The 12,664-nt window shown below is 71.1% G+C and carries 11 protein-coding genes and 1 pseudogene; 4 read left to right on the forward strand and 8 right to left on the reverse strand.

The genetic code is table 11. The features are described from left to right. Positions 1 to 91 precede the first annotated feature (91 nt). Positions 92 to 766 (reverse strand): TetR/AcrR family transcriptional regulator, encoded by a 675-nt coding sequence (locus ACFYXM_RS03865; protein ID WP_389286580.1) that lies wholly within the window; start codon positions 764 to 766, stop codon positions 92 to 94. Between the two features lie 272 nt (positions 767 to 1,038). Then, a complete protein-coding gene (locus ACFYXM_RS03870; RefSeq protein ID WP_389286582.1) occupies positions 1,039 to 1,764 on the reverse strand; it encodes a hemolysin III family protein in 726 nt (241 codons plus the stop codon). A 208-nt stretch (positions 1,765 to 1,972) separates the two neighbouring features. On the opposite strand from ACFYXM_RS03870, the gene ACFYXM_RS03875 reads away from it, so the two are divergent. Next, positions 1,973 to 3,799 carry a phosphoenolpyruvate carboxykinase (GTP) gene (locus tag ACFYXM_RS03875; RefSeq protein ID WP_389286584.1) on the forward strand — a complete coding sequence of 609 codons (1,827 nt, stop codon included), beginning with the start codon at positions 1,973 to 1,975 and terminating at the stop codon, positions 3,797 to 3,799. Positions 3,800 to 4,066: 267 nt separating this feature from the next. On the opposite strand, the gene ACFYXM_RS03880 is transcribed toward ACFYXM_RS03875, so the two are convergent. The 3 genes from ACFYXM_RS03880 to ACFYXM_RS03890 all read right to left on the reverse strand — a co-directional run bounded on the left by ACFYXM_RS03880 (position 4,067) and on the right by ACFYXM_RS03890 (position 7,594). Then, positions 4,067 to 5,557: a glycosyltransferase gene (locus tag ACFYXM_RS03880; protein ID WP_389286586.1), complete on the reverse strand. Its 1,491-nt coding sequence runs from the start codon at positions 5,555 to 5,557 to the stop codon at positions 4,067 to 4,069. A gap of 235 nt (positions 5,558 to 5,792) precedes the next feature. Then, on the reverse strand, positions 5,793 to 6,203 hold the full coding sequence (locus ACFYXM_RS03885; RefSeq protein WP_389286588.1) for a hypothetical protein: 411 nt from the start codon (positions 6,201 to 6,203) through the stop codon (positions 5,793 to 5,795). Positions 6,204 to 6,382: 179 nt separating this feature from the next. Continuing rightward, positions 6,383 to 7,594 carry a pyridoxal phosphate-dependent aminotransferase gene (locus ACFYXM_RS03890; protein WP_389286590.1) on the reverse strand — a complete coding sequence of 404 codons (1,212 nt, stop codon included), beginning with the start codon at positions 7,592 to 7,594 and terminating at the stop codon, positions 6,383 to 6,385. 380 nt (positions 7,595 to 7,974) lie between these two features. Here ACFYXM_RS03890 and ACFYXM_RS03895 point away from each other — a divergent pair. Both ACFYXM_RS03895 and ACFYXM_RS03900 read left to right on the forward strand, forming a co-directional pair. Further along, positions 7,975 to 8,463: pseudogene (locus tag ACFYXM_RS03895) on the forward strand (helix-turn-helix domain-containing protein); the annotation flags it as partial. Between the two features lie 230 nt (positions 8,464 to 8,693). Beyond that, entirely contained in the window at positions 8,694 to 9,584 is an 891-nt protein-coding gene (locus ACFYXM_RS03900) for a serine protease (protein WP_389286592.1), read from the forward strand. Positions 9,585 to 9,700: 116 nt separating this feature from the next. On the opposite strand, the gene ACFYXM_RS03905 is transcribed toward ACFYXM_RS03900, so the two are convergent. Beyond that, positions 9,701 to 10,660, reverse strand: coding sequence for a TetR/AcrR family transcriptional regulator (locus tag ACFYXM_RS03905; RefSeq protein WP_389286594.1), 960 nt, complete (start codon positions 10,658 to 10,660; stop codon positions 9,701 to 9,703). Positions 10,661 to 10,746: 86 nt separating this feature from the next. Here ACFYXM_RS03905 and ACFYXM_RS03910 point away from each other — a divergent pair, with 86 nt between their 5' ends. Next, positions 10,747 to 11,649: a siderophore-interacting protein gene (locus ACFYXM_RS03910; RefSeq protein WP_389286596.1), complete on the forward strand. Its 903-nt coding sequence runs from the start codon at positions 10,747 to 10,749 to the stop codon at positions 11,647 to 11,649. Positions 11,650 to 11,725: 76 nt separating this feature from the next. Here the strand turns inward: ACFYXM_RS03910 and ACFYXM_RS03915 are convergent, their stop codons facing one another. Both ACFYXM_RS03915 and ACFYXM_RS03920 read right to left on the reverse strand, forming a co-directional pair. Continuing rightward, complete coding sequence (locus ACFYXM_RS03915; RefSeq protein WP_389286598.1) at positions 11,726 to 11,857, reverse strand: hypothetical protein; 132 nt, start codon at positions 11,855 to 11,857, stop codon at positions 11,726 to 11,728. An 89-nt stretch (positions 11,858 to 11,946) separates the two neighbouring features. Next, the gene (locus ACFYXM_RS03920; protein WP_389286600.1) at positions 11,947 to 12,657 is read right to left on the reverse strand and encodes a hypothetical protein; all 711 of its coding nucleotides are present in this window, start codon (positions 12,655 to 12,657) and stop codon (positions 11,947 to 11,949) included. Positions 12,658 to 12,664: the final 7 nt, after the last annotated feature.

Here is a 12,664-nt window from a genome sequence, read left to right on the forward strand (position 1 = left end):
GCACCGCGCAGCGAAGCGGGAACCCACCCGACACCGCAGCCTTCAACGGCGCGGTAGACGGGAATCGCCCTCGTTCACGGGGGCGAGGATGTCAAAGAGTCAGGCCGTCTTCGAGCGCGCCCAGCGCCTGCCGGATGAGCGCCGGCAGATCGTCCTGCTGACCGTGCTCGCCCCAGTACAGAGTCACCTCGCGCAGCACGCCCAGCGCCGCCGCGACGAACACCCGGACCACCAGGTCGTCGGCGCCGCGCCCGCTGCGCTCGGCCAGCACCCGGGCCAGCATCCTCGCCGTGTCCGACATGGTCTCCGTCATCCGTGCCCGGACGGCGGGGACCTCCACCACCAGTCGGGTGCGCCGACACACCTCCTCCTCGTCGCTCACGAGGAACGTCGGCAGTATCTCGGTCATGACGATCCGCAGCGACTCCAGCGGCGGTTCACCGGCCGGCCGGTCGCGCAGCCCGGCCTCCAGGACCGGGCCGTACGCGTCGGTGAGGACGATGTCCTCCTTGGTCGCGAAGTAGCGGCACACCGTGCTCGGCGACACCTCGGCCGCCTCCGCGATCTGCTCGATCGTCGTCGTCTCGTACCCCTGCTCGGCGATCAGCCGGTACGCCGCCCGGCGGATCGCCGTCCGGGTCTTGAGCTTCTTCCGCTCGCGCAGCCCCGGCTGCGACGGAATCCCGGACACGGCGGACTGTCCCCCGGACACGGTGGACGGCGCCCCGGGAACGGAAACGGAAGGGGTACGGGAGGTGACGGCCATGGTCGTCATTGTCGGCCATCCATGGGTCCGGGGGCCATGGACGGCCATGAAAACGGCCCCGAACGAGGCGTGGCCGCGGCTCGGGAGCCACGGCCACTGGGCGAGGACGACGGGTAACGGCGGACGGGTAACGGCGGGAAGCGGAAGGCCAGGGAGCGGGCCGGGCGGGTCGGCGGGGCCACGAGGGTCGGGAAGCGGGGGAGCGGGCCCGCATGGGAAGACGTGGGCGGCGCGGGAAGGCGTGAGTGCGCAGCCGGGTGAGGCTGGGCGGCTCAGGAGTGGTTGTAGGCCACCAGCGAGATGCCGACGTAGTGCACGATGAAGGCCGCCAGCGTCAGCGAGTGGAACACCTCGTGGAAGCCGAACCAGCGCGGTGACGGGTTCGGCCGCTTGATGCCGTAGATGACGCCGCCGGCGCTGTAGAGCAGCCCGCCGACGACGACCAGCACCAGCACCGCGATCCCCCCGGTGCGCAGGAAGTCCGGCAGGAAGAACACCGCGGCCCAGCCCATGGCTATGTAGCAGGGCGTGTAGAGCCAGCGCGGGGCGCCCACCCAGAACACCCGGAAGGCGATGCCCGCGGCCGCCGCCGCCCACACCGCCCACAGCAGCGGCCGCGCGGTCGACTCGGGCAGCAGGAGCAGGGTCAGCGGGGTGTAGGTGCCCGCGATGATCAGGAAGATGTTGGCGTGGTCGAGGCGGCGGAGCACCGCCTCGCCGCGCGGGCCCCAGGTGCCGCGGTGGTAGAGCGCGCTCACCCCGAACAGCAGGCACGCGGTCAGGGCGTACACGGCACAGGCGATGCGGCCCCGGGCGCTGTCGGTCAGCGCGATCAGCGCGATCCCCGCGACGATCACGGCGGGGAACATCCCGGCGTGCAGCCAGCCACGCAGCCGTGGCTTCAGCGGGACGGTCGGTGCGGTCGGGACAGTCGAAACGGCGTCGGGTGCGGCTGTGTCCGGTCCGGCCGGCTCGGGCGCGGCTGTGGCGGAAGTCATTCCCGCATCGTACCTACGGGACCGTAGGTAACGGACGGAAGTGGCCATGCTCACGTGTGCGGCCCTCTGGACATATGGGCACAAGGGTCGGATGATCAAATGAGTGCGGTCGGCACCGGATGAGCGCCAACGAATTCGAAGGGGACGAAGCGTCCGGGTCGCAGCCCCCACGGGGCCGAACAGCAAATACCCTCGACAAGGAGCGATCGTGGCGCGCGACATCGCGGCTCCCCTCACTGCCCCCACCAACCATCAGGCCCTCGTCTCCTGGGTGAACGAGATCGCTGCCCTCACCGAGCCGGACCGGGTGGTCTGGTGCGACGGTTCCGAGGCCGAGTACGAGCGCCTGTGCGGGGAGCTCGTGGCCAAGGGAACGTTCAAGAAGCTGGACGAGACCAAGCGTCCGAACTCGTACTACGCCGCCTCCGACCCCAGCGACGTCGCCCGGGTCGAGGACCGTACGTTCATCTGCTCCGAGAAGGAGGAGGACGCCGGTCCGACGAACCACTGGAAGGCCCCCGCCGAGATGCGGGCCATCTTCACCGGTGAGAAGGGGATCTTCCACGGCTCCATGCGCGGACGCACGATGTACGTCGTGCCGTTCTGCATGGGCCCCGTCGGCTCCCCGCTCTCCGCGATCGGTGTCGAGATCACCGACTCCGCGTACGTCGCCGTCTCCATGCGCACCATGACCCGCATGGGCCAGGCCGTCCTCGACGAGCTGGGCACCGACGGCTTCTTCGTCAAGGCCGTCCACACGCTCGGCGCGCCCCTGGAGGAGGGCCAGGAGGACGTCCCGTGGCCGTGCAACTCCACCAAGTACATCTCGCACTTCCCCGAGGACCGCGAGATCTGGTCCTACGGCTCCGGCTACGGCGGCAACGCCCTGCTCGGCAAGAAGTGCTACGCACTGCGTATCGCCTCCGTCATGGCGCGTGACGAGGGCTGGCTCGCCGAGCACATGCTGATCCTCAAGCTCACCCCGCCGCAGGGCGAGGCGAAGTACATCGCCGCGGCGTTCCCGTCCGCCTGCGGCAAGACCAACCTCGCCATGCTGGAGCCGACCGTCCCCGGCTGGACCGTCGAGACCATCGGCGACGACATCGCCTGGATGCGCTTCGGCGAGGACGGCCGCCTCTACGCCATCAACCCCGAGGCCGGCTTCTTCGGCGTCGCGCCCGGCACCGGCGAGCACACCAACGCCAACGCCATGAAGACCATGTGGGGCAACTCCGTCTTCACCAACGTCGCGCTCACCGACGACGGCGACGTCTGGTGGGAGGGCATGACGGAGACCGCTCCGGCCCACCTCACCGACTGGCGGGGCAACGACTGGACGCCCGCGTCCGACACCCCGGCCGCCCACCCCAACGCCCGCTTCACCGTCCCGGCCGGCCAGTGCCCGATCATCGCGCCCGAGTGGGAGGACCCCAAGGGCGTGCCGATCTCCGCGATCCTCTTCGGTGGCCGCCGCGCCTCGGCCGTTCCGCTGGTCACCGAGTCCTTCACCTGGCAGCACGGCGTCTTCCTCGGTGCCAACGTGGCCTCCGAGAAGACCGCCGCCGCCGAGGGCAAGGTCGGCGAGCTGCGCCGCGACCCGTTCGCCATGCTGCCGTTCTGCGGCTACAACATGGGCGACTACATGGCCCACTGGCTGAAGGTCGGCGCGGACAAGCCGGACCAGTCGAAGCTCCCGAGGATCTACTACGTGAACTGGTTCCGCAAGAACGACGCGGGCAAGTTCGTGTGGCCCGGCTTCGGCGAGAACAGCCGCGTCCTGAAGTGGATCGTCGAGCGCCTGGCGGGCAAGGCCGAGGGCGTCGAGACGCCGATCGGCATCCTGCCCACCAAGGACGCCCTGGACACCGAGGGCCTGGACCTCTCCGACGCCGACCTGGACTTCCTGCTCACGGTCGACAAGGACGTCTGGCGCGAGGAGGCGGGCCTGGTCCCCGAGCACCTCAACACCTTCGGCGACCACACCCCCAAGGAGCTGTGGGACGAGTACCGCGCCCTGGTCCAGCGACTGGGCTGACCCCACGGGGCGCGCCCCGTGGGCGGGCGCGCCCTCGCACGCCCCGTGGCCGGGCCATCGGACATCCGCCCTGACCTGTGGGGCCGACGGCCCGCCGCGGTCCGGCCCCCGGAACCCCCTCACGGTTCCGGGGGCCGCCCCAAGGACAGCACTTGGCTCGCCCGTCACCCCCGTACAACGGCGTACGGGGGTGACGGGTGTACGGTCCCGCGCCCAGGGCGGAGTACGGGTGGTGCGGGAGGCGGAGGGACGCGGCCCGCACATGGATCAGTGGCGACGCAGCCGCTTGCGGACCTTCCGCGCGACCGTGCGCCAGTCCGCGGCGACCAGCACCACACGCCCGTCCGGCCGCTGTGCCATCCGTGCCGCCATCGGCCGGACCCCGTGCGCGTACAGCCGTTTGGCGCGTGCCCGGTTCGGGAGGGGGCGCCGCTTCCCGCCCCCGTCGGGTGCCGGGAGCAGCAGTGGCACGTCATGGCTGCCCGGGCCGACGTCGGCCGTCACGCGAAGCAGGATCTCCCACCGGCCGGGGCGGTGGGCGTACCGGTGGAGGTCGAGCGGGTCCAGGACGACACGGGCGGTCAGCGGGGCGTCGGTGGGCGTGGCCCTCCCCACGGGAATCAGCACCTCGTGGCCGTCGGCGTGGCGCAGCACGACGCTGTGCCGGACCCGTCGCGAACCGGTGCCGCGGTAGTGCGAGCTGCGTACCAGCAGGGCCGTCCGCCGTCCGCCGTCGAGCCATTCCAGGGCGTCGGGGCCGGGTTCGAGTTCGGCCCAGGCGAGGCTGTCGTGGCGGGACAGGGAGCGCAGTTCATCGATCCGCCCGCCCTCGCGCAGCAGCCGGGCGCGCAGCTGGACGAGCGGTGAGAAACCGGTCATGACCTCCTGCGGGATGAACTCGCGCAACACCTCGCCCGCGATGCGGGCGTACGACTCCTGGCGCTCGGCGGAGGTCCAACGGTGGTAGTTCGGACCGAACTTCGCCATCAGCTCCACCTTGGCGAACCGCACGAGCAGCTCGTTGCGCCGCTCGCCGGGCTCGGTCAGTTCCACGATCGAGCCCAGGGCCGCGCGCACCGCCGAGTAGAACGACTCGGCCGGTGGCTGCTGCTTCGTCAGATGGGCGAACCCCTCGCGATCGACGAGGTAGTAGCAGTCGTAGTCGGCGACCACCGAGATCGCCCGCGCCCGCAGATAGGCGGGGACGATGAACGGCTGTTCCTCCGCCAGCCGCACTCCTTCGGCGAAGCGCAGACCGTGTTCGACCACGAGCGAGCGCCTGAAGAGTTTCTGCGGGGTCAGGCTGAACATCGCCCTGGTCGACCACACGTCGCCCCGTTCGACGGTCGCGGCGAACGGCTCGGTCGGGGCGCCCCGGCCCACGCCCCGGATCCGGCCCAGCACCACGTCCGAGTCGTTGCGCTCGGCGATCTCCACCATCCGCCGCAGCGCGTCCGGGCCCAGGTAGTCGTCCGGGTCGGCGAAGAACAGGAACTCGCCCCTCGCCATGTCCATACCCCGGTTGCGAGGACCGCCGGGGGCCCCGGAATTGCTCTGGTGCACGACCCTGACGTTGGTGTGCCGCTCGGCCCACCCGTCCAGTACCGCACCGCCGGCGTCGGTGGAACCGTCGTTCACGGCCACGACCTCGATGCGCTCGAATCCCAGGCTCTGCCGCGCGATCGACTCCAGGCATTCGTCCAGGAAATCGGCAGCGTTGTAGACCGGGATGATCACGGTGACCGCTACGTCACTCATGTCGACCTCTCCGCAGTTGCTCTCACGCTCCGGACGGGCGTGACACCGTCCAGACGGTCGGTGTGCGGGGAGGGTTGCCCGCTGCGGACAGCGGATCCCAACGATGGCGCGCGTGACATCTGTCCGTCCGCGGCCATTCACCGGGGCGTTCGAAGAAAGCGGCGAAAGGGGTATTTCTCCGTTAGTTGAATGACGCCCGGTCCGCCGTGCCTCGGCGGCCCGTGGACCGGCGCCGTCAGAGGGCGCCGACCAGTCGTGACGGGGTGCCGGACGCGGTGGGCGAGGCCATCGCCGCCGTGTGGGCGTCCATGCGCTCGGCCGCGAGGATCGCGGCGACGGTGTCGGCGCGGGACGCGGCCACCACCAGCGCCCGGCCCGCGAGGGCGTGTGCGCGGCGGTGGAGGGCGGGCGCGGGTGCTTCGCTCCGGCCGGCGTGCCGGGTCGGCGGAGTACCGCGCAGCCGGGCGACCTGCTCGGCGATGCGGTCGCCCGCCGCGTCCAGCCCCAGTTCGTCGGTGACCGCGAGCAGCGCGGCCAGGTGTCCGGCGAGCTGGATGTCCAGCTCCTCCTCACGGGAGCGGTGCGGGAAGTCGCCGGCGCGGTCGGCCGGTGTGTGGACCGATTTGGTGCGGATCGGTTCGTACATGGATGGCCTCCTGGTGTCGCTGTGAGACCATCCTACATTGGATCTAGTCTAAAGTTGTCTGTGATCGAGGCGGGGGTGATGTCCGGCCGCGGCGGGCCCGAGGGCTGCGGCGGGGCCGTACGCCGTGGCCGGTCTGTTCGGCGTGGCGGGGTCCGTTCGGCGTGGCGGGCATCGACCCGTCAAGGCTGGCCGTATCCGTCCAGGAAGTGCGCGATCCTGGTCACCGCGTCCGCCAGGTCCTCGGCCGAGGGCAGGGTCACGACGCGGAAGTGATCGGGCTCCGGCCAGTTGAATCCGGTGCCGTGCACGACCATGATCTTCTCGGCGCGCAGCAGGTCGAGCACCATCTGCCGGTCGTCCTTGATCTTGTAGACCTTGGGATCGAGGCGCGGGAAGAGATACAGCGCCCCCTTGGGCTTCACGCATGTCACGCCCGGGATCCGGGTCAGCAGGTCGTACGCGACGTCCCGCTGCTCCCGCATCCGGCCGCCCGGCAGCACCAGCTCGTCGATCGACTGCCGTCCGCCGAGGGCGGTGGCCACGGCGTGCTGGGACGGCATGTTGGCGCAGAGCCGCATGTTGGCGAGGATCGTCAGACCTTCGATGTACGAGGCGGCGTGCGCCTTCGGGCCGCAGACCGCCAGCCAGCCCGACCGGTATCCGGCCACCCGGTAGTTCTTGGAGAGCCCGTTGAAGGTGAGCACCAGCAGGTCGGGGGCGATCGTCGCGGTGGGGGTGTGGGTGGCGCCGTCGTACAGGATCCGGTCGTAGATCTCGTCCGAGCAGACGACCAGGTTGTGCCGCCGGGCGATCTCGGTGAGCCCGCGCAGCATCGCCTCGTCGTAGACCGCGCCCGTCGGATTGTTCGGGTTGATGATCACGAGCGCCTTGGTGCGGTCGGTGATCCTCCGTTCGATGTCGGCGAGGTCCGGCATCCAGTCGGACTGCTCGTCGCAGCGGTAGTGCACCGCCGTGCCGCCCGCCAGCGAGACCGACGCCGTCCACAGCGGGTAGTCCGGAGCGGGTACCAGCACCTCGTCGCCGTCGTCGAGCAGCGCCTGCATCGACATCTGGATCAGCTCGGAGACACCGTTGCCCAGATAGACGTCCTCGACATCGAGGTCGATGCCCTTGGTCTGGTAGTGCTGCACCACCGCCCGCCGCGCGGACAGCAGTCCTTTCGCGTCGCCGTAGCCGTGCGCCCCGGAGAGGTTGCGCAGTATGTCCTCGAGGATCTCGGGCGGGCACTCGAACCCGAACGCGGCGGGGTTGCCGGTGTTGAGCTTGAGGATGCGATGACCGGCCGCCTCCAGCCGCATCGCCTCCTCCAGCACGGGGCCCCGGATTTCGTAACAGACGTTGGCGAGCTTCGTGGACTGGATGACCTGCATGTCCCGGAGCTTACGGCCGGGCCTCCGGGGGCGCCGGGCTTTCGTCGCCGGTTGCCCCGCCCGGCGCATCGGGCCGCCGCCACCGTGTCTTCCATAGCCATGTGTCCCCCGTCCCCGGACCGTGGGATCGCCGGTCGGGGACGGGGGCGCGGCTTGGAATGGGCCGGAACGGGGACGTGACGCACGCGGACGGGTGAGATGGGACACGTGCGTGTGCCGGGTGCTCGCGTGGGCGGGACGTCCCCGAGGGCCCCGGTCCGGGCATGCGCCGAACCGGGGGCCCGACCGAACCGGGGACCCGACCGAACGGGGCACGGACTGTCGGGTCCGCGGGGAGTCGCATTCCCTAGCGTGACTGTTCGCAAGGGAAGGAGTCCGGGGTGCTGGAGCGGCTGAATCAGGCCATGGAGCACATCGAGGGCGACCTCGGTCGGCGGATCGAGGCGGCCGAGCTGGCGCGGATCGCGATGACGTCGGAGTACCACTTCCGGCGGATGTTCTCGGCGCTGGCCAGGATCCCGCTGTCCGAGTACATCCGGCGCAGGCGGCTCACGCTCGCGGGGGCCGAGGTGCTGGCGGGGGAACGGACGCTGCTGGAGATCGCCGTGCGCTACGGCTACGGCTCGGGGGAGGCGTTCGCGCGGGCGTTCCGGGCGATGCACGGGGTCGGTCCCGGCGAGGCCAGGCGGACCGGTGCGGTTCTGCGCTCCCAGCCCCGGATGTCCTTCCGGCTCGTAGTCGAAGGGAGCGGAAGTATGCGATACCGGATCGTGGAGAAGGAAGCATTCCGTGTGGTTGGCAGGAAGGCGCGGGTTCCGCTGGTGCACGAGGGGGCGAACCCGGCCATCGTCGCGTTCGTCCGGGGCATTGAGGGCCAGGGGGACCCCTCCGGCGGTGCCGAAATGCCCCCGTAGCTCCGTCCGGTTGAGACACATGGCGACTCCGGGCCGGCCCGTCGAGGGCCGGGCCGGGGCGCTGGCCGGAAATCGCCCCTTGTTGGGGATCCCTTCCGTACGCAAGCATGCGCATGTCAAATCGAAGGAACTTCGGTAGCCGGGGTCGTCGAGGCCCCGCGCATGTCGCTGGAGGGGACCCCCACATGAAGAAGCCTCTCGTCGGTGCGCTCTTCGCCGTTCTGCTCCTCGGGGCGGGAACCGCACCCGCCGTCGCGGCCACCGGTCAGGAAGCGGCGACGGCCGGCAAGGCAGCGGCCGGCCCGGCCGCGGCCGACACGGTCAAGGCGAAGGTCACGCCCCAGGCGGTCAACTTCGCCGGGACCGTGGCGCTCAGCAACTGTTCCGGCTCCGTCGTCCGCACGCCCGACTCCCAGCCCTCCGACCCCGCGCTGGTGCTCTCCAACGGGCACTGCATGGAGACGGGCTTCCCGGGCCCGGGTCAGGTGGTGTTCAACCGGTCGTCCAGCCGTAGCTTCACCCTGCTGAACGCCTCCGGCAGCGGCGTCGCCACGCTGCGGGCCAGCAAGATCGCGTACGGGACGATGACGGACACCGACATCTCGGTGTACCAACTCACCAGCACCTACGCGCAGATCGAGAGCAAGTACGGCATCAAGGCGCTGGAGCTCAACACCGCGCACCCCGTCCAGGGCACCGCGATCACGGTGGTCTCCGGCTACTGGAAGCGCACGTACTCCTGCAACGTGGACGGATTCGTCTACCGGCTCAAGGAGGGCCAGTGGACCTGGAAGGACTCGGTCCGCTACACCTCCGCCTGTCAGACCATCGGCGGCACGTCCGGTTCCCCGGTGATCGACAACGCCACCGGCAAGGTCGTCGCGGTCAACAACACCGGCAACGAGGACGGCCAGAGCTGCACGGACAACAACCCGTGCGAGGTGGACGAGAGCGGCAATGTGACGGTGCGTGAGGGAATCAACTACGCCCAGCAGACCTACGGCATCGTGCCGTGCATCGGCCCGGGCAACAAGTTCGACCTCAACCGGGCGGGATGCGCCCTGCCCAAGCCGTGAGCCGCTGAGCCCTCCGTCGCCGTGGCCGCCCGTGCCGACCGGGCGGCCGCGGCGACGCCGTGCGTCGCGGCCCGAGGCTCGCGGGCCCAGAGCTTGCGGGTTCGGGGCTTGCGGGTTCAGGGCCTGCCCGTGCGCCTGATCGCTGCCTCGATCCCGTCGAGCAGTACGTCGAGGCCGACGGCGAACGTCTTCCGTGCCTCGCGCTCCAGGAACGGCATCGTCTCCTTGTCGCCCCCGTCCGATCCTCCGCCCGTCTCCTCGCTGTACCCGCCTCCGCAGACGCCCTCGTCCTCGTCCTCGCCCTTGTCAGTGGCGGACGGCGGTCGCGGCGCGTCGGCGCGTTCCATCGCGCTCAGGCTCGGGTAACGGTCCGCGAAGTCCGGAGCCACCTCGCCCAGCAGCGCCGAGCGGGCGAACCACCACTCCTCGTCCGGCTCGCCCGTCGCCACCGCCGCCTCCCGTGCCTCGGCGACCGTTCCGGCGCAGCCCCGCACGAAATGGGTCAGCGTGCCCACCAGTCGCCGCACCAGCCGCGCTTCGAGCCCGGTTCCGGTCAGCAGGCGTACGAGGGTGTCCAGTGCGGCGTACTCGTGCGGGCCGAGGACCGGACGGGCCTGGGAGACCTGGAGCACCCAGGGGTGGCGCAGAAGGAATTCGAGCGTGTCCCGCGCCCATGCGGTCAGCCCGCCCCGCCAGTCGTCGCCGCCCGGCCGCTCTCCTTCGGTGCTCGGGTGCCTGCCGCCCTCCGGTGCGTGTGCCTCGGTGAAGGCCGCGTAGTCCCGGGGCAGTTCGGCGTGGACCGCGTCGTACATGAGGTCCAGCAGCTCGCCCTTGCTGGGGACGTACGTGTACAGCGCCATCGCCGTGCGGCCCAGCCGCTCGCCCACCGCGCGCATCGAGAGCGCGGCCATGCCCTCCTCGTCGGCGACGGAAATCGCGGCGGTCACGATGGCGTCCACGCTCAGCCCCGGCCGGGGGCCCGGACCGGGGGTGCGGCGCGGCTGCTCCGGCCGCTCCGCGCGCCACAACAGGGACATCGAACGCCGGGCGTCGCCCTGTCCGGCATAGACCACCACTTGCAACTCCTTACGCCATAAAGTAATCTCGCCGAGGCGATTTCAATTCCTTATGGCGTAAAGTATCAGGAGAGGTCGGTGTCGGGATGGGGCACGCGTTGCCTGTGTCATACGTACGGGTCGTGGGCGTGGAGCGGATCACTCCACGGGTCGCGCGCGTCTCCTTCGTCGCGGACGTGGGCGTGGGCGCGGGCGTGCGGAGTCTCGCGGAGATCCTGGAGGACCGCCCCGATCAGCAGATGAAACTGTGCTTCCCCCGGGAGGGGCAGGGCGTGCCCCGGCTCCCGGTGCCCGACACCGACGACGCGCACGGCATGCGGTGGTACGAGGCGTACCTCGCGATCCCCGAGCCCGAACGTCCGCTCATGCGCAGCTTCACCGTGCGCGGGTACGACCGCGCGAGCGGTGTGATGACGGTCGACTTCGTCCTGCACGGTGACGACGGCCCCGCCGCCCGCTGGGGCCGGGGCGCGCGCCCGGGGGACGTGCTCGGCATGGTCGGCCCGTCGGCGGCGTACGCCCGGCCGCTGCCCGCGGCCGACTGGTTGCTGCTGGCCGGTGACGAGACGGCACTCCCGGCGATCGGGACGCTCCTGGAGTCCCTGCCGGCCGGGGCGCGCGCGGTCGTGTACGCCGAGGTCGCCGACGCGGCGGAGCGCCAGATGCTGCACTCGCCGGGCGAGGTGTCCGTCCACTGGGTGGACCGGGACCGGGGCGGGGCGTTGGTGGACGCGGTACGGGCGGCCGAGCTGCCCGCCGGGCCGGGGGCCGCCTGGCTGGCCGGTGAGGCCGGGGCGGTACGGGCGCTGCGCCGTCACCTGGTCGGGGAACGCGGACTGCCCCGGAACGCCGTGGAGTTCAGCGGCTACTGGCGGGCGAACCTGACCCAGGACGACGCGCCGACCGAGGAGGACCTGGCCTGGGCCAGGGAACGGGCGGCGGAGGTGGCAGAGGCGGCCAAGGCGGCGGAGGTGACGGAGACCTCGTAGCCCCATAGGCCTCATGGCCCCCATAGGCTTCATGGCCCTCATGGGCTCCGTCGGGGCCCGGGGGCCGCTGCGGCCTTCATGCGAGGGCCCAGCCCTCGCCCCGGCCCTCACCCCCGTACGGTCCGGCCCTCGCCGCCGCCACATCGGCGCGCCGGCCGGGAGAGCCGGTGCCGTCGATGACGTACGCGTCGCGGATGACCAGGTCCACGGGATCGCCTGTCTGTGGATCGAGCGACTGATCGGGGATCGGGGCCGATCGGGGATCGGGGCCGATGGGGGATCGGGGGCGATCGGGGATCAGAAGAAGGTGCGGATGTAGTCGATGACGGTGCCGTCGGCCTCGACCAGCGGGATCAGCTGCCACTTGTCGAAGCTGGTGCACGGATGCGACAGACCCATGCCGACCCAGTCGCCGACCTCCAGCTCGGCACCGGGCTCGGTGCGCAGCCAGGTGTGCTGGTCGTACGCCGCGTCCCGCTTGCCCGCGTTGAGGAACGCCTGCCCGGGGGAGGGCCGGGAGACGACCTGGGCCCAGAGCCGGAAGGCGGGCCGCAGGGCTCCTTCCTCGGGGACACGGTTGAACGGGGTGAGGCGGCGGTAGTGGCCATCGTCGTGCGAGACGTACGCCCCCGAGCGCAGCAGCTTCAGTACGGGCCGGGAGAGTTCGGGGATCTGCGCGAACACGTCCGCCACCGCGTCGAACCACGCACTGCCGCCCGCACTGATCACGATGCCGTCGTCGGGGGCGTCCGCCACGCGTCGCGTGGCCGCTCCGGCCTCTGCCGCGTCCGGTTCGGATTCTCCCCCGGCCGGTTCGGCCGCTTCCGTGGCCGCTCCGGTTTTTTCCGGTGCCGTTTCCGATGCCGCGAGCGGGCCTCCCCGGACCTTCCGGCCGAACCTGCCCTCCCGGTCGAAGGCGACGGCCAGCGCGACGAGCCGCCGCAGCCACTCGCGGACCCGCTCGCCCGACGCGTCCGGCACCTCGCCCTCGTACCCGGCCACGCCCACCAGCCGC

Source organism: Streptomyces sp. NPDC002476, assembly GCF_042889785.1.
Taxonomy (GTDB): Bacteria; Actinomycetota; Actinomycetes; order Streptomycetales; family Streptomycetaceae; genus Streptomyces.